The organism is Paenibacillus sp. 32352, from assembly GCF_002042965.1.
GTDB lineage: Bacteria > Bacillota > Bacilli > Paenibacillales > NBRC-103111 > Paenibacillus_S > Paenibacillus_S vulneris.
Map to the genome: position 1 here is coordinate 329,188 of NZ_MZNT01000007.1, position 24,151 is coordinate 353,338.

20 protein-coding genes are annotated in these 24,151 nt (G+C 49.6%); 1 reads left to right on the top strand and 19 read right to left on the bottom strand.

Annotation, left to right across the window (positions count from 1 at the left end; all coding sequences use genetic code 11):
* Positions 1-88 precede the first annotated feature (88 nt).
* The 8 genes from B1728_RS18585 to B1728_RS18620 form a co-directional block, all read right to left on the bottom strand.
* Entirely contained in the window at positions 89-493 is a 405-nt protein-coding gene (locus B1728_RS18585) for a cupredoxin domain-containing protein (RefSeq protein WP_079911856.1), read from the bottom strand.
* Between the two features lie 198 nt (positions 494-691).
* The gene (locus B1728_RS18590) at positions 692-2,218 is read right to left on the bottom strand and encodes a glycoside hydrolase family 43 protein (RefSeq protein ID WP_079911857.1); all 1,527 of its coding nucleotides are present in this window, start codon (positions 2,216-2,218) and stop codon (positions 692-694) included.
* A 17-nt stretch (positions 2,219-2,235) separates the two neighbouring features.
* Positions 2,236-3,369 carry a hypothetical protein gene (locus B1728_RS18595; RefSeq protein ID WP_079911858.1) on the bottom strand — a complete coding sequence of 378 codons (1,134 nt, stop codon included), beginning with the start codon at positions 3,367-3,369 and terminating at the stop codon, positions 2,236-2,238.
* Positions 3,370-3,383: 14 nt separating this feature from the next.
* A complete protein-coding gene (locus B1728_RS18600; protein WP_079911859.1) occupies positions 3,384-4,958 on the bottom strand; it encodes a glycoside hydrolase family 43 protein in 1,575 nt (524 codons plus the stop codon).
* A gap of 462 nt (positions 4,959-5,420) precedes the next feature.
* Positions 5,421-6,503 (bottom strand): VanZ family protein, encoded by a 1,083-nt coding sequence (locus tag B1728_RS18605; RefSeq protein WP_079911860.1) that lies wholly within the window; start codon positions 6,501-6,503, stop codon positions 5,421-5,423.
* Between the two features lie 126 nt (positions 6,504-6,629).
* Positions 6,630-7,811, bottom strand: a complete 1,182-nt coding sequence (locus tag B1728_RS18610) for a UxaA family hydrolase (protein ID WP_079911861.1) — start codon at positions 7,809-7,811, stop codon at positions 6,630-6,632.
* The gene (locus B1728_RS18615; RefSeq protein ID WP_225948168.1) at positions 7,798-8,079 is read right to left on the bottom strand and encodes a UxaA family hydrolase; all 282 of its coding nucleotides are present in this window, start codon (positions 8,077-8,079) and stop codon (positions 7,798-7,800) included. The genes B1728_RS18610 and B1728_RS18615 overlap by 14 nt, the downstream gene beginning before the upstream one ends.
* Positions 8,080-8,259: 180 nt before the next feature.
* Entirely contained in the window at positions 8,260-9,294 is a 1,035-nt protein-coding gene (locus B1728_RS18620) for a glycoside hydrolase family protein (protein WP_079911863.1), read from the bottom strand.
* Between the two features lie 255 nt (positions 9,295-9,549).
* On the opposite strand from B1728_RS18620, the gene B1728_RS18625 reads away from it, so the two are divergent.
* On the top strand, positions 9,550-10,422 hold the full coding sequence (locus B1728_RS18625) for a helix-turn-helix domain-containing protein (protein WP_179136079.1): 873 nt from the start codon (positions 9,550-9,552) through the stop codon (positions 10,420-10,422).
* 82 nt (positions 10,423-10,504) lie between these two features.
* Here the strand turns inward: B1728_RS18625 and B1728_RS18630 are convergent, their stop codons facing one another.
* The 11 genes from B1728_RS18630 to B1728_RS18680 all read right to left on the bottom strand — a co-directional run bounded on the left by B1728_RS18630 (position 10,505) and on the right by B1728_RS18680 (position 24,088).
* Complete coding sequence (locus B1728_RS18630; protein WP_079911865.1) at positions 10,505-11,299, bottom strand: ABC transporter ATP-binding protein; 795 nt, start codon at positions 11,297-11,299, stop codon at positions 10,505-10,507.
* A 4-nt stretch (positions 11,300-11,303) separates the two neighbouring features.
* Positions 11,304-12,182: an ABC transporter permease gene (locus tag B1728_RS18635; RefSeq protein WP_079911866.1), complete on the bottom strand. Its 879-nt coding sequence runs from the start codon at positions 12,180-12,182 to the stop codon at positions 11,304-11,306.
* A 70-nt stretch (positions 12,183-12,252) separates the two neighbouring features.
* Positions 12,253-13,299, bottom strand: coding sequence for an ABC transporter substrate-binding protein (locus tag B1728_RS18640; RefSeq protein WP_079911867.1), 1,047 nt, complete (start codon positions 13,297-13,299; stop codon positions 12,253-12,255).
* A 124-nt stretch (positions 13,300-13,423) separates the two neighbouring features.
* On the bottom strand, positions 13,424-14,860 hold the full coding sequence (locus B1728_RS18645) for an aldehyde dehydrogenase family protein (RefSeq protein ID WP_079911940.1): 1,437 nt from the start codon (positions 14,858-14,860) through the stop codon (positions 13,424-13,426).
* Positions 14,861-14,958: 98 nt separating this feature from the next.
* On the bottom strand, positions 14,959-15,621 hold the full coding sequence (locus B1728_RS18650) for a YdeI/OmpD-associated family protein (RefSeq protein ID WP_079911868.1): 663 nt from the start codon (positions 15,619-15,621) through the stop codon (positions 14,959-14,961).
* A 159-nt stretch (positions 15,622-15,780) separates the two neighbouring features.
* A complete protein-coding gene (locus tag B1728_RS18655; protein ID WP_079911869.1) occupies positions 15,781-16,251 on the bottom strand; it encodes a hypothetical protein in 471 nt (156 codons plus the stop codon).
* A gap of 174 nt (positions 16,252-16,425) precedes the next feature.
* On the bottom strand, positions 16,426-18,201 hold the full coding sequence (locus B1728_RS18660; protein ID WP_079911870.1) for a 2-oxoacid:acceptor oxidoreductase subunit alpha: 1,776 nt from the start codon (positions 18,199-18,201) through the stop codon (positions 16,426-16,428).
* 257 nt (positions 18,202-18,458) lie between these two features.
* Positions 18,459-20,258: an exo-alpha-sialidase gene (locus tag B1728_RS18665; protein ID WP_079911871.1), complete on the bottom strand. Its 1,800-nt coding sequence runs from the start codon at positions 20,256-20,258 to the stop codon at positions 18,459-18,461.
* Positions 20,259-20,300: 42 nt separating this feature from the next.
* Complete coding sequence (locus tag B1728_RS18670; protein ID WP_179136080.1) at positions 20,301-21,590, bottom strand: ABC transporter substrate-binding protein; 1,290 nt, start codon at positions 21,588-21,590, stop codon at positions 20,301-20,303.
* A gap of 35 nt (positions 21,591-21,625) precedes the next feature.
* Positions 21,626-22,951: an ABC transporter substrate-binding protein gene (locus B1728_RS18675; RefSeq protein ID WP_179136081.1), complete on the bottom strand. Its 1,326-nt coding sequence runs from the start codon at positions 22,949-22,951 to the stop codon at positions 21,626-21,628.
* A gap of 483 nt (positions 22,952-23,434) precedes the next feature.
* Positions 23,435-24,088, bottom strand: coding sequence for a glycosyltransferase (locus B1728_RS18680; protein ID WP_179136082.1), 654 nt, complete (start codon positions 24,086-24,088; stop codon positions 23,435-23,437).
* Positions 24,089-24,151: the final 63 nt, after the last annotated feature.

Sequence of the window (24,151 nt, forward strand, 5' to 3'; positions counted from 1 at the left end):
ACGGGAGAGCGTCGGTCAAAAGAAAAAGGCATCCCAAAGGATGCCCCCAACCTGCCATTCAGATCATCTATTCTTCTTTTATGAACCATCATGTCGTTTTATTGTCTTTCACCGTTATTTTCCCATAATACATGTACATTCCGCAGTAATACTCGTATGCTCCAGGCTTCAAAGAATCTAAGGTTATAAGGTTGTCCCCTTTATTCAAAGGAATATCCATCCCGAAATCCTTGGAAATCATATTTTTGATGCAAGTAAATCCAGTCGATTTTTTAAAGTTTATTTTGGCTGGAACACCCGGCTGTAATTCAATATGGTCCGGCACGAAGCCGTCGGCTGTTACGGTTATGGTAGCGACCTGATATCCCGCCGCTTGCTCCGCAATAAGAGGATCTACAGGATCCGGTTTACTTTGAACATACAACCATATGGCACATAGTCCAAGCAGACCCAGCCCGGCTAGTAGAGTGACTGCTTTTGTCATCCGTTTCATGGCTTCCACCCTCCCCGCATATTCTTGATCGTACCTTCAAAGGGTATACCCTAAGTATATCGGATGGAACAGTTCATGGAGCGATTCAAATATGGCGTAATCAGCACAATCCCTAGAGAACGAAGGTCCACTGCAAATATTGGCATAAAGAAAAAAGAAACAGCGGTCCGCTGTCTCTTTTTCCCCAAAAGGATTCGATTATCTCACTACGTCGTAACGGAACCAATCCACATCAGCGGCAATACGTCTGCCGGAGCCGCCACTGCTGGCATAAAAACCGACCATCGTCCCCGTAAATGCCTTCTTCTCCATGGTTCCTTCATCGCTAAGAAATTGAGCATCCGGGATAACCCCGAGAAGCTCCCAGGAGGATCCGTCCGTACAGTAATAGAAGCTTCTAGCCTCGCGTTGTACTGTAACTTTCAAATACAGTTCCTTCTGAACCTCCAGCTCTGCCGAAGTGAGAACCCGGGTACTGGAAGCCCGCCGTTCAATCAGCTTGATCTTCAGTCCCTCGTCATAGATCAGACAAAGCTTTACAAAGCATCGCGTATCATAATAGCATATAAGCCCGGCCTGCTCTCCGTTAACCTCCGGATGAAACTCCAATTTCATCGCAGCTTCGTATTCATGATGCTGCTCTCTTCGAACAAGCACATTCTTCGCTTCAATCGAATCAATATCCGCATCCCCGGTCCACAGTCTTACATAACCTGGTCTTTCCTGAAGGGACCACCCGGGCGGATCCGGATTTCTCACGAACTGCCAATGCAGCGGAAGCTTCTCATCATCAAAATCATCAAACCCGGTAATTGGATAAGGATGCTCCTCTAATTGAGGTGCAGCCTGAACATTGCTGGGGCCATAGCCCCCATTCACCAGGAACCATCCATCCTCTGTCCATTGAACAGGCTCCAGGCAGGTTTCTCTTCCAAGCACGCAATAGTTCCCGCCGATTGGCCTGCCCGCCAGATGAACCATCCACCAGTCGCCATGCTGGGTTTGTACCAGCTTGCCGTGACCCGCGCGCTGAATGGCCGCCGTCGGATCCGTCTGTGTATGGACGGGATTATGCGGACAGGCTTCATAAGGACCTGTCAACGTTCGGGAACGTGCTGCCGTTACGCAGTGTCCATATTCGGTACCGCCTTCGGCAAGGATGATGTAATAATACCCGTCCTTCTTCAGTATATGAGGCCCTTCCGGCGAAGCTTTCCCCGTACCCGGCCACAAGAAGATCGGCTCTCCTACGGCGGCGGTCATTTCGTCATTCAGCCTCAGCAGCTTGGCGCCTCCTCCTCCATAGACCATATAGCGGCTGCCGTCGTCGTCTATGAATAACGAAGGATCTAGTCCTTCTTCATTGATAATGACAGGCTTGGAGTACGGCCCCTCCGGCTTGTCCGATGTCATAAGAATATTGTGGCGGCCGGACGCATGCAGCCGCAGGGTGGCCATAATCGTGAACACTCCGTTGTGATAAGAGATATCAGGAGCCCAGATGCCGTAGGAATCCGGCAAATCCGCCAACGGAATATCCTCACTCTTGGTGATGGCGTGTCCAATATATTCCCAATTCACAAGATCCCTGGAATGGGAAATAATAATGGCAGGGAAATACTGAAAGGTCGAATTGACCATGTAATAATCCTCGCCCACACGTACGATTGAAGGGTCTGGGTGGAATCCCGGTCGAATAGGATTCGAATAGGTTCTGACAGTCACTGTTCATCGAACTCCTTTTATGCTCCGTGAACTTGAATGGTTTGCAAAAACGTCTCCGTTACCTGATCAATCGGCTTGTGCTCGATGCCGGCCAGCTTATGGCAAAACTCGCGAATTAATAAAGCCTGCGTACCGGCGTTCATATCGCCCTCAATCCGCCCTTTTCCGATCGGGACGGCCGCCGGCATATAGGGATAAAACTCCCCTTCCTTCACCTGCGCAACGTTGGGAGCTGGCGGCGATTGATGAATTTCTCTGGAGAAGCCTCCATCCTCCCGCAGCAGCTTGCGCATATTAGCTATGGTGATCCGGATAATCTCCGCCAATTCCTCCTGCGGAATGGTCAGCACATGCCCGAACGTACCGAGCAAATCAATCGGATTGCGGATCCAGCACATATCTCTGGCCTCGTCCTCCCGCAGGCATTGCAGGATCGTCTGATAAATACGGTCAACATTAGGCAGAGGAATGCCGAATTGCGTATAAAACGCGCTCAGCTTAAACGTCCCGGATATGCGAATATACCGGTTGCCTTCGCCCCATAAGCCTGTTTCCGGGTCTTGAATGGAGGCAAAATAGGCTTTGCCCGCTTCAATAAACCGATTCCGCTCCTCCTCTTCCATCTTAGCTATATGATGGTTCGGTGTCCCCATGAAATCGCAGCCTCTCCAGCTGTTGCGCAAATCCACTTTCTTAAGCCACGCAACGTACGTTTCCGGGGTACTTAAATGCTCTGGACGGGTGATCATTTGATGCGGAAGCGGATGCAGCGGCGCCGACCCGAGTCTGCGAAGAGAGTTGCTGCTGTAACCAAGCGCTCTCATGACCATGACCTCGTCCTTACGCATGTTCTCGTCTGCATCAAAGAAATAGCCTGTTGCAGGATCCTGCTTCTTCTGGAAAAAAGCAGCGATGCTTTGCTTCATCGATTCGGGCAGCCGATCCAGCAGCTCGGAGCGTGCCAGAATAGTGAGCGCTTGAGCCGTCGATTCAATATCCGGAATGAAGTTCTCCATTTCAAACGAGCTCCGCGCGTAATAGAAACCGCCTGAAGCCGGGTCATATTGGCCTCCGAGCCAACAATAAAAATTCGTGAATAACGCATCCATCTCAATTAACAGCTCTTGAATTTGTTGTTGTCCTGTTGTCATGGCGATGTCCCCTTTTAATCCTCGATCGGAAGGTATTCAAACCAATCGAAGTCTGCGTAGTTCGTGCTTGCTTCCCCTTCACTGCTTGCATATAAGCCCATATAGGCTCCGATAAAGCCTCCGGCAACATCAGAGCTGAGCAGGGTTCCATCCACATCCTCCGCCAAAGCAATCCACTGCTCGTAAGAGGTTGCATAATAGAAATGATAAGCCTGCCCGATGGCCTCTACCTTAAGGTAAAGCTTGCCCGCATCTACCGAATGGGCTCCTAATATGATTTCTTCTCCCGCCTTGCGCTGGATCAGCCTGATTACAGGACCGGATTCTCCCAGAGCGTACTCCAATCGGAAATGATAATCCTGGTTTTGCAGCAAAACGAGTCCGGCGGCTTCATGCTTCGCCTTGGGAACGAACTCCATCACCGTACGCGCGGCAAAGCTCATATGCTGCTGGCGCCGCCCGACAAAGCTCGGATTCGCACATTCCGACAGCCGCTCCGGCTTCAGCTTTAAACGAAGATAGCCCGGACGTTCTGTAAGGGACCAGAATTCTCCTCTAGGGGTCCGGATAAAATTCCACTGCATCCCCAGTGTACCGCTTTCAAATGGATCACAGGCAGCAGCTGACGGCCATCTTGTTTCCGGTAGGTTAGGGCGCGGCATTTCGATTTCGACAATCCCTTTGCCCGGGTTTACGACAGGCCAGTCTTTTTCCCAAATGAACGGAACAAGGAACGTTTCTCTGCCCAAATTCCTGTACTCGCCGCCGTACGGACGCGATGCAAGGCATACCATCCACCATTCCCCGTTCCGCGTCTCTACGATATCCGCATGTCCGACGTTGACGATAGGGTAGCTTCTGCCCAGATGACGATGAGTTAAGATCGGATTGGACTTGCAGTTCTCATACGGTCCGGTTATCGACTCACTCCTCGCTATCGTGACTGAATGGGTATATCCGGTCCCTCCTTCCGCAATAAGCAAGTAATAATAACCGTTGATTTTATATAAATGAGGACCTTCTTGGGCATGAATTTGCTTCAGAGCGCCGTCCCACAGGCTAAATTTGGGCCCGATCAGCTGCTTGGTTTCCAAGTCGAGCTCCTGCAGCCAAATTTCCATATGCTTAGGGTACTGCTGTCCGGAAGGCGGCTGACGGTTGGCCATGACATATACTTTGTCATCGTCATCGAAGAACAAGGACGGATCGATGCCCGGAGCATCAGGCAGCCAATACGGGTCTGACCAAGGCCCTGCCGGATCCTCGGCGGTTACGAAGAAGTTTCTTCGCGCCCCCGTTGCGCTCACAACAAAGGTTGTGATCATATAGAAGATCCCTTTATGATAGCGAATAGTCGCCGCATAGATTCCTTTGGAGGTCGGCGTGCCGTCCAGATCGAGCTGGGAAGGACGGTCAAGAACATGTCCGATCTGTCTCCAGTTCACCAGATCCTTACTATGGAAAATAGGCACGCCCGGATAATACTCAAAAGAAGAGGTCACTAAATAATAATCTTCTCCTGCTCTGCAAATGGACGGATCGGGATAAAAACCGGGTATAACGGGATTGCGAAATGTCGTCGAGTTCATCTAGCACGGTCTCCTTTTGAACAATGTCCTTTATAAGCACAAAATAAAATGTCTATTCTTGTCTTCATTCTAGTACAATGATTCATACGATTCTATACAAATTGATGTTTAAACATCCGTAAAGTTTCGTTTTTTTGTCTTCCACAATATTCCTTTTTATTCCTGGGAGGAGCATCCAAAGCCGGCTTTTTCCTGTTAAATGACAACGGAAGATCATTGGTTTTGATCTCTATTGCGAAAGAAATGACCTGCTTAATGTTTCAAAGAAACAAAACAAAAGTTTGAAAGAAATCATAAATAAATACGAAAAAAACAAGCTGTACTTCATGCAAATCGAAAAGCAAGCTTCTGGCGAATACAAAATAAAATAGCAAAAAGACCAAAAGCAATCCGTCCTCAAGAACGGAATCTGATGGTCTAATGCTGCTGGTGTTCACCAAATTCTAATTCACAGCACGCACATTATTTGATTTCGTGATAAGTCCCGCTCCGCATTTCGTAGAACAGGCCCTTGTCCCGCCGATAGGCCCGGATTAGCAGATGGATTACGAACATCACATCCATACATGCTACCGCTAATAAAAGAGGCAAGAAATAGAGGGGCTGCAGCTGCTGGACTGCGGCAAAAGCAACACAACCGTTTGCACCGCCGATAACAAAATATAACAGTCCGTAGCGTATCAGCAGCTCATTGAACTTGATGTCCTCCCCCCGGCCGCGAAGACGGATGCGAACGAAATATTTACCCGCAGTAAAGCCGTTCGTCAGGTAAGGAAGCACAATAAAATAGCCAAAGATCAGAGCGGCAAAATAGACCGGTTCTCCGATATATAATAAATACATTGCAAATGGGACAAGGAGTACCCAATCGGTCTGAAATGCGATAAACCGCCGCACGAATCCGACCCGCATAGCCTTCAAGTCCACGTCGTCATCCAGCTGATCCAGCGATGGCAAGAGTCTCGACATCAGTACGGCAATAGCGCCGCCTATGGCCCCTCCGGCTGTATTCAGCATCAGATCGTCCACATCAAACAGACGGTACGGACAATCATAGATGCCGTATAATCCCGTCCACTGCGTCCATTCGAAAAATAGCGATAATCCGAACGCCGCGGCGCATGTAAACACCCATTTGAATCGAAAGTAATACCGGATCACAAACCCGAAAGGCACCAGCAGCAAGATGTTAAAAACGACCTGCCAGAATGCCCTCTCCCTGATGACTCCGATATAGGTCGCCGGTTCATCCAGACGGATACGCGTTTCCTTCAAGAAGTCCTGCACGAATCGAAACGGTGTCCACTGCGTATAGGTATCCCCGGACCCTGTACACGTATGTATGGTATCGGGTAGCGGCAAAATGACCAAGTAATACGCCGTTAACAGGTAAAGCAGGAAGGAATACAGCACGACACCGCGGAAGCGATGGACATAGCCATATACCCGGTACTGTATAATCAAAAACGGCAGAGTGAAAAAAAAGGCGACAACCGGAAAGGTTAACAGCGCATAACGGATGGGAAACAAGTAGGATTCGATCATAAAAAGTCAACACCTGATGATTAGATTCGCTACGAAATAAGCTTCCCCTAGTTTACGTTGTTATGCCAAAACTATGAACCGTCCTCAGCCCGGTATCATCCTCGACTTAAGTCCTGTATAACGCAGCTAAAATGTCGGACCGATCCGCCAAATACCGAAATCGTGCTGCTTCAAAATTTCCGATTTGGTCAGCTTGCCGGAGCAAACCTCAATAATTTCTTCAAAGATCCGGTCGCCGACCGATTCAATCGTCTCCGTTCCTTCAATAATCGTTCCGGCATTCAAATCGATATTATCATTCATTTTTTCATAGATGGATGTGTTCGTTGAAATCTTGATTACCGGCGCTATCGGTGAGCCTGTAGGAGTCCCCCTTCCTGTGGTAAACAATACGATCTGTGCGCCGCCTGCAACCATACCTGTCAATTGCTCAATATCATGGCCCGGCGTGTCCATCCATACTAATCCCTTCCGGCTCGGTCTCTCGGCATAATCGATGAGCTCCTGCAAAGGTCTTGTCCCCGATTTGTTGGAGGCACCGAGCGACTTCTCTTCCAAAGAGCTTAGCCCGCCCTTGATGTTGCCCGGACTTGGATTGCCGGTGCGAATGTCCACATTCATCGAGAACGCCCTCTTCTCCATTGCTTCGATAACCTGATATACTCTTTTGGCTACGTGATCGTCAACGGCCCGTCTGGCTAACAAATGCTCTGCGCCGATGAGCTCCGTCGTCTCTGCGAGAATAGAGGTCCCCCCGTGATCGACTATTTTGTCGCTGCACACGCCGACAGCCGGATTAGCGGATAGTCCGGAGCAAGCATCCGAGCCCCCGCATTCGGTGCCGACAATCAATTCCCCGAAGTCACATTCTACTCTTCGTTCCCTTGATGCCTCCTGCACCATTCTAGCTGCCGCTCTTGCCGCCTCGGCTACCGTGAACAAAGTGCCTCCGTGGTCCTGAATGGAAACCACCTCGACAGGCTTACCGGTCTTGCGTACCTCGGAAGCAACGCTTCGGGCCTGATGCGTTTCACAGCCTAGCCCCAATACGATGACACCGTATACATTAGGATTTGCAGCCATTCCTACATACGTGCGGAACGTTTGCTCATAATCGATGCCGACTTGAGCACAGCCGTGCTGATGAATGAACGTAACGGTTCCCTGAACCAGTTCCGTTACTCTTTGTGCGGTCTGGGTCGCACATACGATCGTCGGTAAAATCAATACATGATTGCGGACGCCAACCCGTCCGTCTGGGCGCCTATACCCCAAAAAGCTTCGGGAGCTTGTATTAGATTGCGGCATGCTGATCCCCTCTTCCCCTTTTTCCTTCCAGATTATGTACATGCACATGCTCACCGGCTTGAATATCTCTTGTAGCGGCTCCAATGACTTCACCGTACTTGAGTATGTCTCCTCCGGCTTCAATAGGTGTGACCGCAAACTTGTGGCCAAATTCTATCGGCTCCAGCAGCAGCACCGGAAAGGTTCGATCCTGACAGGTTACGGTCAACTCCGCCCCCTTAGGAATATTCGACAGAGCGACAGCAACGTTATCACTTGGCTTCATCATCACCGTATGGTACGACAATGGACATTCCCCCTTGATCAAATTATAAAGTGATTGCGCTTGCATATTACATTCGAGACGGGTACATCCTATTCCTACCACATGGAATAAATTCCTTTTTCAACCTTTTTTCAGCGCAAAAAAAAGCAGCCGGACTTGTTCGTCCAACCGCTTCTATTTACCCTACTCTCCAATGGGAATACACATATTCCATGTTTTTGTCGCCTTTTGGAAACCGCCAGGGCCATTGGCTACGGCTGCAAACAAATGGGTCGGCTTGCCGTCCTGGAACAGCAGGAACGGCCGCTCCAGACTGCCCATCGTTTGGACGGTACCGTCCTCCCATGTGATCGTTCGGGAATAAGCTTTAGGCCGTTCGCAGAACGCCCACTGCTTGCCATCTTTGGAGAACGCATGTACGCCGCCGTGCTTCTCACCGCCGATATTTCCATCCATATCTTTGGCAATGAGCTCATAGCCCGATTCCGTCTTCCAAATGAACGGATCCTCAATATGGAACTTCTCTGGAGAGAACAACGGCTCATCCAGACTCCGTTCGTAAGGGCCGCTGAAATGATCGGCATAAGCCACGCCAATCGTCATTTTGCCATGTACATTTCCTTCATAGCGTCTCGCTTTATAGACCAGCAAAACGGACCCATCCTTATGGACGCACGGCGCAGGGTTTGACGTCAGGAAGCTGTCGAACCTGCCGGGGCGAGTCGGAAGCAACGGGGCATCCGAACGCTCCCATGGGCCGAACACGCTTTTGGATACGGCCAGTCCCACTCGCTTATTCGCACGGCCAACGATACAACGAGGATCGTCAAGGCCTATGGTTTCACCCGGAACCGGCTCCGGCAGCGGATGGGTGGAGCCCATATAATACAGCAAATACGTATCTCCGCATTTGGTAATATGAGGATTATGCGTACTGCGTCCGTCCCAATACTGGGCTCCCCTTGCAGGCAAGACCACCTCCTGGAACTCGTACGGTCCTTCCGGTGTGTCCGAAACCGCGCGCACAACCTCAGAGCCCATAATCCAGCCAGGGTGCATAGGCAGCGTCTGCGGCCAGCGGGATGCGAACATATGGAAGCGGCCGTCCTCTCCTTTCACCACGGAACCGCACCATACCCAATAACCGTCCATACGGAAACCGCCGTTGAGCGGGGCCGGCTTCAGTTTTTCGCTTAAATTCTCAAATGTTAAGGACATTGATTTCTCTCCTTTATCTATCTGTTTTTTGTTCACTGGGACTCTTGCATCATCTAAGTAACTCCTGCTATTTTCATTTAAGCATATAGGACCCTCTAAGCCTATAGAAAATCCCGATCCGTTTAAGCACAAAATCAGTGTTAAGTTTGGCTACGTTACATTCAATTTATATTGATTTTATTGATTTCTTATGGATACAATATGGGGACATACGTATTATTATACGCTTTCAATTCTGTTGTGCAGGTGATAACTATGGACTGCTTGGAACTGCGGATACCGCCGATGCCCCATCTAATGACGGTCGGCTTCTCGAAGCCAGTGAAGGGCACGGTTCACTACGAAAGAAGCTTCCCCTTATATGACATCATTTTGGTAAAAAAAGGCGCGTTTTATATGACGGAAGAACATATCGAGTACGAAATCCCGGAGAATGGCATGCTGATATTGGAGCCTAACCGCAGACATTGGGGACATCAGCCCAGCCCGGAGGGAACCGAGGTGTATTATTTGCATTTAATGCATGAGCCTCCGCTGCGTACCGTTGCAGCCAATGAGGTTCAATGGACCGCCGTCTCTCCTTCTCCCACCTTCCGGGATTTGGAGCCCGGCATTCAGATGATGTATCTGCCCAAATTCGGACCAATAGAGACGGGTGAGTTGTTTCCATTGCTGGATCAAATGCTGATGCTGAAAAATCGCTTTTCATTGGAAAATCAGCTGCCGCTTCAAGCGCTGCTCGGGCAATTTTTCGTCGCTCTGCAAAAAAGCCTGAGAACCCAAACCATCTCAAGAAGCCAGAAGCTTAGCGAGCAGATCATTAACTACCTCTATATGACCAGCGATAGGCCGTTCCGGCTGGATGACCTGTCGGGACATTTCAATTTTCACATCGATTACCTGTCCAAATGCTTGAAGAAGCATACCGGCTTGACGCCGCTGCAATATGCGAACCGAATCAAGATCGAGCGGGCCAAGTTATTGCTTCACAATACGGATTTGCCGCTTAAGGAGATCGTTACGCAGGTCGGGTTCACCGATTACAATTATTTTTTGCGCATGTTCAGGCAGCATACGGGCATCTCGCCGGCAAAATATCGTTCAGGCTATTTGCACAGCCTTTCTTAACAAGTTCAAGCCCTTTTCAAAAACAAAATACCAAAAAAAGCGCACTCCTGATCCATCAGATCAGATAGTGCGCTTTAGCTATTTATCCAAGGACGACACGGTCGTCTACAAATTTTTCTCCGCGAATGCGCTCGAATTCCCTGAGCAGCCGTTCTACGGTCAGGCCCTTCTTCTCTTCCTCCGGCACATCCAGAATGATTTTGCCTTTGTCCATCATAATCAACCGGTTGCCGAGACGGATAGCCTGCTCCATGTTATGAGTCACCATAAGAGTCGTTAAGTGCATTTCCTGCACGATCTGCTGTGTTAATCTCGTGATCAGTTCGGCACGGGACGGGTCCAATGCGGCCGTATGCTCATCGAGCAGCAAAATGCGCGGCTCCGTGAAGGTTGCCATCAGCAAGCTCAGCGCTTGCCGCTCACCGCCTGAGAGCAGGCCCACCTTCGCATTCATCCGGTTTTCCAGATTCAGGCCCAGTCGGCTCAGCTGCTCCGCGAACATCGCCTTTTTCTTGGAGGTGACGCCGAAGCCAAGCCCTCTTGTTTTGTTCCTTGCATAAGCAATCGCCATGTTCTCCTGAATCGTCATGGTCGGAGCCGTTCCCGCCATCGGATCCTGAAAGACCCGTCCTATCCATTTGGCCCGTTTGTGCTCTGGTACGTTTTCTACGGCTTGGCCGGCGATCTTGACCGTGCCTTTGTCCGGTATCATAACACCGGAAATGATGTTCATTAACGTCGACTTTCCGGCGCCATTGCTCCCAATGACGGTAACGAAGTCGCCTTCCTTCATATTCAGCTGAATATTGGACAGAGCCACCTTCTCATCCGGGGTTCCGGGATTAAACAGCTTTGACACTTTTTCCAGATTAAGCATGATGTCACTCTCCCTCCAGCTGGCTGGTCCGCTTCCGAATGAGCGCCTTTTGTTTAAATCGTTTACGGACCATAGGCAGTGCCAACGCAACAATAACGATAAGTGCCGTCATCAGCTTCATGTCCGTAGCTTCCAGTCCGACCCGAAGCGCCAATGCGACGATCAAGCGGTACAGCACCGCACCCAGAACTACCGATAAAGTCGCCCATATGACCGTACGGGCACCGAACAACGCTTCCCCGATAATGACGGATGCCAAGCCGATCACGATCATCCCTACGCCCATCGTAATTTCAGCAAAGGCCGAATATTGAGCGACCAAAGCACCGGATAAGGCGACAAGTCCGTTCGATAAGCTGACACCAACAATGATCGTGGAGTCTGTGTTGACCCCAAAGCTTCGGATCATTCGCTGATTATCGCCGGTAGCCCTGAGCGAAAGCCCGAGATCCGTATGAAGGAACCAATCCAGCGCGAGCTTCACGATGATAACGACAAACGGCATGACGTACAGTACATGGACTCCCGTAAGGAGCGTGTCCTCACCAAGCAGAGGAATGTTGGATTTCCCCATAATGCGGAGATTGATAGAGTACAAGGCGATCATCATCAATATCCCTGCGAGCAAGGAGTTGATCTTCGCTTTGGTATGCAGCAAGCCGGTACAGGCACCGGCAAGGACGCCTCCGACAAAAGCCAGGACCGTCGCCAAGAGCGGCGATGATCCCCCTGCGATCATGACCGAAGCAATCGCGCCGCCGGTAGTGAAGCTGCCGTCTACCGTCAGATCGGGAAAGTCCAGTATCCGGAATGTAATATATACTCCCAGAGCCATGATAGCATAAATTAAACCGAGTTCGACCGAACTCCAGAAAGCATCCATGTTTCCAGCCTCCAATAAAGAATGAAAAGCGACCTTGCAATGAAACAGCGAAGGTCACTCTAAAGCGTTATTATTTCGCAGTACCGTTCAACAGATTGTTTTTATCTAGCATTTTATTTTTGATAGCGTCTGTAATTTCTACCCCTTGCTGCTTGGCTGCAGCCTGGTTGATGATCAGGTCGAGCTTATCAGGGAAAGTGACCTTCATATCGCCTGGTTTTGCACCGTTCTTCAATATCTCTACAGCCATTTTACCAGCTTGGTAGCCGTGATCGTAGTATTTGAAGCCGTAGGTGGCCACTGCTCCTTTTTCCACCGTATCGCGGTCAGCAGAGAACAAAGGAATTTTTTTGTCATTAGCCACTTTAATAATGGACTCAACGGCGCTGATGACTGTGTTATCCAATGTAGTATAGAATGCGTCAACCCGGCCTGCCAAAGACTCGGCAGCTTGCTTGACCTCAGAGCTGTTGGCTACAGCAGCTTTGATCACCTTAATATTATGCTTGGCAAGCTGAGCTTCTGCCGTTTTCAGCATGACGACTGCATTCGGCTCACCTTCGTTGATAACGACGCCGACTGTTTTTACTTTAGGGAAGTCGGATGCGATCAGATCCATCAGCTTGGTGATCGATTCAGGGTTCGTGTCCGCGGCACCGGTTATATTACCGCCCGGCTGATCCAACGATTTCACCAGCTTAGCCCCCACGGGGTCGGTTATAGCGGCGAATAATACCGGAGCATCCTTCACGTTCTGAACAACCGCTTGAGCGGAAGGCGTTGCAATAGCAAGCACGAGATCCTTTTTATCCGCGGCAAATTTTTGAGCAATGGTTAAATTGGTAGTCGGATCGCCCTGCGCATTTTGATAATCGAGCTGCATCGTATCTTTGTCAACATACCCCGCTTCCTTCAACGCGGCCAGAAAGCCTTCACGCGTCGCGTTCAACGAAGGATGCTCGACGATTTGGGAAATTCCGATTTTCACTACTTTTTTACTAGGTGTTGATGCTCCTCCGGCGTTGTCATTGGCTGGCGCAGCGGGTTTGGACCCACATCCCGCCGCAAAAATCAACGGTACGGCAACGAGCAAGGAAAGAAGCTTGGCTGATTTCATTATTAGACCCTCCTATGTATAGGTAGAAAGCTTTAAAGCGTTAATGCTATCTTATTACGGTAGGACGGGTCCGTCAATGATTTCTCATTCATTTACATTTATTTACTTTTCGTTCACAGGCATCCTACTCTGCGTAATGAATGCCGATGAACTTCATTTCCGTCATTTCTTCCAAGGCATATCGTATGCCTTCCTTGCCGGTTCCGCTCAGCTTGACGCCGCCATAAGGCTGATTATCCTGACGGTAGGTCGAGATTTCATTAATCCAGACGCCTCCGGTATCCAGCTGATCGGCTATCCGCAAGGCGCGGCTGATATTCCTTGTGAATACTCCCGCCTGCAAGCCATAGTCAGAGTCATTGGCTAAGCGTATGCCCTCTTCTTCCGTATCAAACGGAAGCACCGATACAATAGGAGCAAAGACCTCCTGGCACATAACCTTCATGTCATGGGTGACTCCGGTAAGAACCGTCGGCTGCAGCATGGTTCCCTTACGCTTCCCTCCTGTCAGGACCGTTGCTCCTTGGGACTCCGCTTCTCTGATCCATTGCTCCGCACGAAGGGCCGCCTCTTCAGTAATCATAGGTCCGAGGTCGGTTACCTCCTGCAGCGGATCACCAGAAACAAGCTGCTCCACCATCGGAATATAGCGCTCCAAAAATGACGGATAAACGGCACGCTGAACATAAATGCGCTGAGCGGAGATGCAAACTTGGCCGGCGAAGGCAAATGCTCCTTTTACGAGGCTGCGCGCCGCTTTATCCAGGTCTCCGTCCTCGAAAATAAGGTTCGGGGAATTGGAGCCGAGCTCCAGCGTCACTTTCTTTAAGCCAGCCATCTGTTTAATGCTTAAGCCGACCTGTGAGCTTCCGGTAAAAGTAACCTTTTGGACCAGCGGGTTCGTAACAAGTGTTGGCACCAGCTCTGCTCCGGCCCCCTGAATCACATTCAATGCTCCAGAGGGAAGCCCGGCTTCCTCAAAGAGCTTGGCGAGCATAACCGCAGAGAACGGAGTCTTCTCCGAGGGCTTCAGCACGACTGTGTTGCCCGCCGCGATAGCCGGCGCCAGCTTATGCAAGACAAGGTTCAACGGAAAGTTGAACGGAGTAATTGCCGCCACGACACCGATCGGATATCGGCGTACCATCCCCAGCCGCTGTTCCCCGCCGATGGCGGCATCCATTGGAACAAGCTCGCCATGCATCGTCTTGGCCTCGTCGGAAGCGAACCGAAGCAGCTGTACCGCGCGGCCGACTTCTGCTCGCCCGTCACGGATCGGCTTGCCCGCTTCCTTGGCCAGCATAATGGCATATGCTTCCGTCCGAGCCTCCAGGAGATCTGATGCCTTCCGTAATATTTCAGCCCGGCGGTAGGCGGGCATGGTTTTCATCACAGAGTGAAATACTTGGTGCGCCGTAGCAACAGCCGCCTCGACGTCCTCCTTCGATGCATATTCGATGGTTCCGATAGCTTCACCTGTATACGGATTTTTCACGTTATGAACGCTGCTATCCTTTCCGATGACCTCTTTTCCATTAATGATAGAACCTGCACGCAGCATAGAACTCACAACCGGCACTCTCCTTTTTTCAACTGGTCATGTATAAAAGCCCTCCTTCCGAAGAACAAGCTATCGGACGAAGAGCTTTCGGGCTACTATCAAGATTTCAGGAACGGAGATTTTATCCCCGCGGCAAGCTTTTCCAGCGACTTTTGAACCCGGCTGACACGGGTCTCCTCCCGCTTCGCATCCGTAATCCAACGAACATATTCTTTACGGTGCGTGAAGGATAATCCGTCAAAAAAAGCTTTGATCTCCGGTTTACTCTCCAGCTCTGCTTGGAAATCCTCCGGAATTTCCAGTACCCGGGACTTTGGTTCAGCCGTTGTTGCCGTTTGCCGGCTTCTCTGCTCCCTGCGCGGACTTGTGCTCTGAACCAGCTCTGCCGGACGAAACCTCATAGCGGACCAAGTATCGTCAATTGATATCAAGGCAATGCCTTCGAAGCCGGCTCCGTGAATCGTTTCCCAGCCGGAGTCCCGGCTAAGATCCGTTTTGATTTTAGAGCTTTTCTTGGGATATGAAATCCAGAAAAGCCCGTCCTGTTTGACGGCTTTGGCCGCTTCAGGACCTAGGGCATTCAGCTCGTCCACATTGCTTGCGAACAGATGTACGAAATCATATTCTCCAGACGGCTGTAAATCCAGGCTCGTATCGTCCGGAAGGGGGGATATTCTTTCCAGATAACCGTCCGGAGCGTTCATAATCAGGATTCGTTCAGCGTTCTGCAGCTTTAATTTTTTGACTAGATCGGCTTCCATGTTTATGCTGACTCCTTTTACAAGACAATTGGATACCCTTAGTATAGCACAGAGCTGCTTATCCCCCTATCTTAACCAAACAATCACGTCTGCGCCAAAGAACCGTCTCTTCTTCTTATTTAAAATAAATATCGGCCCAAAGCATCCATCAGCACCCGGTCAGCAGTTGTTTGGATCCGAAGCTAGCATTCCCGCTGCACGGTTAAGCAAGTCATCTGCCAATTTCTTATTGCTCTCCAGATACATATAAGATTGCGGCGGGGTAAAGCCATACTTGTCCCGCAGCTCCTGTAAGGCGAGGGGGTGAATTTCGCAAATAGACCTTATGGGTATGGCGTAGCCCTTGTCCAGCCCCTTCAAATAAGAGGTTATCCCCTGCCCCCATCCGGGGTGTTCCCGTTCAGCAATAGCAGCTATACGAGCTGCCGAATCGATGATCGGGGTTCCGAATTCTATAATTCCACGAAGCTCCTTGACCGGCGAGCTCACATAGATAAAAGCGGTTACGGCTTCCTTGAGAAATGCTCTGCGATATTCGAACTTTTTGATTCCCTTCAGAATCTCATTGTAAGGCTTCGGTTGCAGGCTCAGAATGATTCTTCGCTTGTTCCGATCATCATGGGCGTTCACTCAAGCTGCTCCTTTCCCGGTACAAAAATATGGATATTGACATCAACTTCCTCCTATTATATCGGATTATGAAAATTATGGTAAATGGAAAGCGAAAAGCGAACGAAGCCAGGAACCTACTTGTCCGCCTATCGTATGGTAATAAACCTATGCTTAACTTTCCATATCAGCATGTTACTCTGCTGCGGTTTTAACTGCCTGTCTGCAATATGCAGCAACTTCGTTAGGCAAAAAGGCCGTCCCGTCATATTTTAACAGGGAGCTGACACCTGAAGTCCTGCCGGTATGCAGACGAATTAGTGATGCCAACTGTCCGGTAGCGTTGTGCTCCACAATAACGACCTTAGCAGCCTTCATAAGATAAGGACGAAGCGCCTCCGTCGGGAACGGATGCAGCAGCCTGATCGTGATGCGATTCGTTCGAATCCCTTCTGTGTCCAGCTTCCTTCTGGCCTCATCCATGACGCCTATCGTCGAACCCATCCCAATGATAAGCAAATCCGGCTCCAGATACGGCGCATCAGCAGTCAGAGGGCACCGGATCGCAATATGCTTCATCTTTTGCATCCGTTTGTCCATCATTTTCTTCCGGTTATCAGCGCTCTCTGACGCACGGCCGTGCTCGTCATGTTCGACCCCGGTTACATGGTGGATTCCCCGCTTCGCACCTGGCATGGCTCTCGGAGATATCCCATCCGGGGTGATTTCATACCTGCGGAATGAACTGGACTCTTCCTTTTGTCCCGAGGCTCCCCTTGCTTCTTCCAGCTTCGTTTCGTCCATCCAAACTCCACGATCAACCTGGAGCCGCGAATAATCGAAACACTCCGCCGTTTGCTTGCCCATGGAAAGCTGGAGATCCGTCAGCACGATGACCGGAGATTGATACCGTTCAGCCAGATTGAACGCATCGACTGTATCATAGAAGCATTCCTCAATGGTGCTTGGAGCAAGCACAATTTTGGGGACTTCCCCATGCGTTCCATGAATCATCGCCAAAACATCGCTTTGCTCTTGCTTGGTAGGAAGTCCGGTGCTGGGGCCTCCCCGCTGCGTATCTATGATAACCACCGGTGTTTCCGTCATTCCCGCAAGACCGATTCCCTCCATCATCAGAGATAATCCAGGCCCGGCAGAAGCGGTACAGGCTCTGACCCCGCCATAATTCGCCCCAATGGCCATTGTCACGGCGGCAATCTCATCTTCCGTTTGAATCACCGCGCCGCCAAAGGACGGCAAGTGCTTCATTAAGTACTCCATGATCTCGGTAGCAGGAGTAATCGGATAAGCGGGCATAAAACGGCAGCCTGCAGCAAGGGCCCCAAGCCCTATAGCATCGTTGCCGATGAGAAACAGCTTCTCCTTCCCGTCTGCCGGTGCCAGCCGGAATGCCTCTAGCGGGCCTCCGGTAAGAGCCAAAGCACATTCCGCTCCTTTTTTCGCAGCCTCGATATTTTTCTGTACCACGGCTTCCCCCTTAACGGCAAATTGCCGGGCTATTGCGCCATAGAATAATGACATCGGGAGTCCAAGAAGCGCCCATGACGCGCCGGATGCAGCCATATTTTTAAACAGCGCGGATCCGGCCTCCTGGGCAATCCGGGTGATCGGTATTGGCAGCAAGCTGGCTTCCACTCCGCTAGGAAGAACGGGCTTCCATAACTCGTCCGCAATCACGATCCCTCCTCGCACTAACTCCCTTGCATTCCAGTCTATCGTCTCCTGATCCAACGCAACGAGAATGTCCAAATCATCGGCGACGGACCGGATAGGCTTGGTACTAATCCGAATATTGTTGTTGGCATGACCACCCAAGATTCGCGATGAAAAATGGCGATAGCTGTACAAATAATACCCTAGCCGCGCCAAAGCGCTCGAAAACACCTTATCCGTGCTCTCCATCCCTTGTCCTTGCTGCCCTCCGACTTTCCAAGCCAGCTGTTCCCTCATGCATGCGCACTCCTTTTGGGTTCATATGGATTACACTTCCATTTTATGGAGTGGATGACAAAAGAAACAGAATCCGTTTTCGCTAATTTTGATCTAATTTTGATATTGATATCTTTAATTTCAATCTATTATTGTTATAGTTAATTCAAAAACCCGCTTCTTTCCGAACAAAAATAAAAACGCCAAGAGCTACCTCCTGGCGTTGGGTTTATCGAACCACCAATAGCATTTTCCGATGCACTTCCATTCCATTCTCTCTACTCATGCATCGAGGTTTTCACATATTGAATGTAAAAGACGGCCTCCTCCACGGGATCATCTGCTCCATGAAGATCATCAAAATCCAAAGGGGAATCCATATTCGGCTCCTTCCTGTAGGCCCCTGTTCGAAGCACAAGACGTTCTACCGTCAAAACGGGAGCGAAGAAGCCGAACGTCTTGCGAAAGTCTCCTATGATCAGCTCATACTTTTGCCTGACCGTATCAATATCCAATCTTATCTCATACCAGGTATCCGGACAGTAAGCCATGACTTTATGCAAGCCCCCGTGCTGTGCCTTGATCCAGCCGTCCGCATCCAGAATCAGGCGAAGCGGAAATGTTCCCTTGTAATCACACACTTCGATTTGTAGTGACCCGTTAGCGGACTGAGCAGCGAGCAGCTTGAATTGGATGCATACCTTTCGGCTTTCGGGAAACACACGAACCGCCTTGCAGTAATCGTAGGGGTCCATGTTATGCAGCCTTAGGCTCTTATTGTCTGCCGAAGGGAAGGGCTCTATCGTAACCTGCGCCCATTGGCAGCTGTAGATGTTCCAGCCTTCGACATAGCCGCCTGCAGGCAAATCATCAAAGGTATCCTGAACCGGTTGTTCCACAAGAAGCTTTACAGGAACGGGTACGCGGCTTACCCATATGTCTTCTTTATTCACGCTATAAGTTAACCACATATCACGGCCTGTCGGAGTCCGATTGCCCGCCTCGATCCCCCGGATATACTGCGGACCGTAATCTTTGTAGTGGCCGGAGTAACGCATCGGAGATACCTCGCCATGAATAGCCGCCATCTGATCGAATCTCACTCCGTCCTCACTTGTGACAATGGCTAACGGCCAGCGGTATTTGCCGGTAGGCGTCGGGTTGTACACGAGCGCATACTTGCCGTCTCCCGTTTGCTGTCCCCAGACCTTGGCACCGGCCATGATGAAAGAAGGAACATCCTGCAGCTTCGACCATGTCTTCCCTTCATCTTCGGTCACAGCAGCCTTGGACGATTTGAATAACGCGATAACTCTCCCGTCCGGAAGCCGGTAAGTGGAGGGGGCTTTGCCCCCTGCGATCCTATAAAACCCATCCGGGCTTCGATCTTCCTCCCACCACTGCATAGTGACCAGCCTATCGGAGAGCAATGCTTCACAAGCTTCAATGAATGCCGGATCTTCAGACATCCTGTAGTACGGGAATCCGGTATTCGTCTCGTTCCAGCCTGCGTGAAGATTATATCGCAAGAAATAAACCGGCCCCCAATTCCCTTCCCGATCGATTTCTCTAACCACACGGCCCATCCCGTTGCCATCGTTCGGATGGACGCGGTACGTTGGACAAATGCCATAAAATCCAAGCACTAGAAGCTTGCCGTTCGGCGCTTCATAAAAGCCCATCCGTTGATGCATCACCGCGTAACTGTCAGGAGGAAGCTCGGGGGCACTCGGGTTCTGGTAGACGCCGGCCGGAATCGGTATAGCCGGAAATACAACCTTCGGCTTTGCCCAACGAACGCCGTCTTCCGAAGTGGTCAGCAGCGTATGTCCGGGCGGAACATGCTCCGATTTCGGATTGCTTAGATAGATCAAATGAAATTTGCCGTTCCAGTGAGCCAGCATGGGAGCATGATTATATGTCCAGCCCCAATCGTCGGCTAGCTCCGGCCGGGTACGATTGGCCCGAAGGATCTGATAATTATGCGTACCGACAACCGGTCTCAGCTGACCGTCATGATAATCCGTGTTGGCTGCCTGCCCGCCGACGTAGCGGATGAGTTCGTTTGGCTCCATCATATCGCTCCCTCGTTCTAATGGTTAGGTTACAACTGCAACGCATTAATTTTTATTTTTTTGTATGGATTGATTGGCCAGCTCCTCCGCTTTACGGACCATCGTATTTATGTCCAGCTTTTTATTCACCAGCTCTCTCAATGCTACCTTGTCTATTCCATCCTCGATAACATATTCATCGTATTTGGTGGTCGGGCCTGACGGAGCGAACGGGTTATAATAAATGGCCTTCAAGTTTTTATCCTTATCCGCCGTTTCCTGTCCGATCACATTTTGAATGTCAGGATTGTTAAGGGCCGTCAGGAACCCTTGCTTGGACAACTCCATCTGGAATTCGTCCGAAGTTAAATATTGAATGATCTTCATCGATTCGTCTTTATGCTTGCTGAACGCAGGAATCCCTAAATACGTATACATGATCTGCGGCCCGACACGCGGAGCATCGCTGAAGCTGGGAACGGAGACCATATCCCACTTCATGTCTCTCATTTCCTTAACGCCTTGATGCATATCCGAGTCCGTTAAGTACATCGCCACGTCCTTGTTTTTATAAAATACATCCGAGCCCGGCCACTGGGCGCCGAACTTCCCTTCCATTCCTTCGATCGCGCTGAATCTTTCGAATACGGTTTCGATGGTCTTTTTCCACTTGTCGTTATCGATCAGCGCCTTTTCCGTCTCCATATCGACAAATGGCAGGGAGTATTGATTTTTACGCAAATAGCTTTTGGTTTTAAGCCAGTATCCGTAATATGGCTTATCGTCTACGCGGGTCAGCCTTTTGGCCAGCTCATAGGTTTCTTCCCAGGTCATCCCATCCTTCGGATAAGGAACGCCGAAGCGATCGAAAATTTCTTTATTGTAATACAGAACCATGCCGCTTCCGTAGACGGGAAGGCCATACAATCCGCCTGCTGACCGCATTTGCTCCAAACCGTTCTTGTCAAAACGGCTCAGGTCGATTTGATGCTTTTTCGCAAGATCCGTCATATCCATTTCGAGCTTGGCTCCGAGCAAATCTCTCGCATAGGTTCGCGCACTCTCCACGTAAATATCGAACGTTTGATTGCTGGCGATCATTTCAGGAAAGCTGAAGCCCGTCCCCTTCTGAATATACTTGATGGTATACTCCGGAAACTTCTTTCTTACCGCTTCGACGAACAAAGGCTCCTTGCCCGAGCTATAGAACGCGATCTCCACAGGAGCTTTCGCAATCCCTTCAGCCTCCTTGGGAGACTCCTCCGGTTCGGATATTCCTTGGCTCTTGGTACATGCGGAGGCGGACAACAAGACAGCGATCATCACCGTGGGCAACAGCGCTTTTTTCAACAACATAGGAATCCCCCTAATCATGAATATCGTCCGGTGACTCATTTTGACACCGATATTTTCTGGTTAGCAATTTCCTCTGCCTTTCTCAAACCGGAATTGAGATCTGTCAGTCCTTTCACCATATCCCTGAGCTGGGTTTTCTCGAGCCCGTCCTCCACTACAAATTCATCGTAGGCGGTAATAGGCGCAGTCGGAGCGAATTTGTTGTAAAATACGGCCTGCATGTTCAGCTTCTTATCCTTAAAAGGAGTATTGGTCGCATAAGCCTGCTGCACCGCCGGACTTTTGAGTGAGGTCATAACGCCCAGCCTGGACATTTCCATCTGATAATCCTCGGAAGTCAACTGCCGGATCACCTCCATCGCCTGATCTTTTTTCTGGCTCATGGAAGTGACTCCCATATAGGTATAAGCTGCCTGCACCCCTACTTTCGGCTTGTCTTTAAAGGTCGGCATAGACACCATGTCAAAATTCATTTTGCCGAGCGATTCTTGGGCGGCCATCAGCCAGCTGGACTGCATCACATACATGGCTAATTCCTGAGTAACGTTGAATGCATCGTGGCTTGGCCATGCCTTTATCGCTCTTTCCCTGAAGGCGGTAATGTCCGAGAACTTTTTAAAAATCGTATCAAAAAGCCGGTACCATTCCTCGCTGGTTATGGACGCCTTCTCCGTTTTGGGGTCCACTAACGCAAGAGACAATTGATTCGTCCTTAAGTAATGCTTGGGTGAGATCCAAAACCCGAGGTATTGCTTTTCACCGCTATTCGCCGTCAGCTTTTTGGCCAATTCGTATGTTTCTTCCCAGGTCATGCCGTCTACGGGATAGGGAACCCCCAATTTATCAAAAATATCCTTATTGTAATACATTACCATCGTATAATTGGATATCGGCAGACCGTATAAGCCTCCGGCCCCTTCCGGCGAAGTCATCTGGTTGATTCCTTCAGGCTCAAAAGCACTGAGATCGATTTGATGCGATTTCACCAGATTCGACATGTCCAACGCTACATTGGAGGATATGTACTGCTGCTTTACAGAGCGGGCATTCGCTATATATAAATCAATATGGGTGCCGGAGCTTAACAAATGCTCCAGCCGGGAGCTTTCCGTTTGCGAGATGTGAGTGATTTTATACTGGGGCAGCTTCCTCTTCAGATATTCCCCGTACTTCTGGTTCCAGCCGTCCGGACTTTCCAGTGAAAAAACGGTCAGCTCCGTCGGTTCTTCCAGCTTCTTGCGCAGCTCATTACCGGAATCTTTCGGTTCTTCCGCGGCTCTATTGTCTTCACTGCATGCCGATGTTGCAGCTAGGACCGATACTGCAGAAAGGAGAATTGCACACTTTTTCCATAAAATCACTGCTCTATCCACCCCTTTGAATGAAAATAAGTGACCTGACTGAAAATCATTCCTATCGGAAAGCAGATGGGCACCATTTGGTTGTAAGCGTCTTCAAAAATGAAGTCCGGCAGGGCGCAGGCCCTCTGTCTAGCTTTGTTTGCTTTTGATGTAACCATTCGTTTAAAATCAACAAATCTAAACATTTTGATAACAACTTACAAAAATCCATCATTTAAACTAAACTTTTTAGTTACCATCTCTTTCCCAAACACATCGTATCATCACTAAATTCAAGTGTCAACGCACTTTTTGTGCAAATTTCCACCTCATTTTACTAAATATGATGTATAACAATAAAATAGAAGCAAGATTGGATGAATTATTAACTAAACTTTGTGAGTTAATCCTTCTAAACTATCAACAAAAAAAGCTTTCCATAACCGCCCTTTCGGGTGATTACTGAAAGCTCAAGTCTGCTTTGAAACATCTAACGTATTCCGCTTAAAATTTGTCAGGAAACTGTTTGACGATACCTTCTGTCAGGATATCCGCCAAATGAATCATATGGATCTCGTTTTTATCGGTAGCTGCAATATCCGCTTTCCAATCCCCTTTAAGACAATCAAGGACTATTTCTGTAATCAACTGCAGATGCGTATACAGCATATCCTGCAGCGTTTTAAACTGCCAGTTCGGATTCGCTGCGCTTAAAAATTTGGCGATATCGTCGGCATTTCGATGCCAATCTGCTTCCAGCTTTTTCACATCCGCCTGATTACCCGCTTTGGCAGCCTCTACAATTTTCACTGCAATCTGTATATGCTCTCTCAGAAGGTCAGCCAGCTTATTGCCCGCGCCTTCCCCATAATAAGGCTTGATTACGTTGCCAATATCCTGCTGGTTCCGCAACAGCCGGTCCAATACGTCCTTCTGATCCGGACGATTGGAGATGGCGCTGACAATATAGCTTCTCGTCCAAATCGTATGATCGATCCAAACCTTCTGCATATCGGTTTTCAGCTGCACCATACTGGGACTTAGGCAAACCGAACTCTTCTCCTCGGCCATTTTCGCTTGTACGGATTCTACGAACGGTGTCACACTAAACACGATCGCCAAGGTTATCAGAAACGCCGGCATCCATTTGTTTTTCACATTCATCTGCTCCTCTGTACCTTTGGAATAAGACAGGCTTTTTTATTATGCTTGTAATATCCA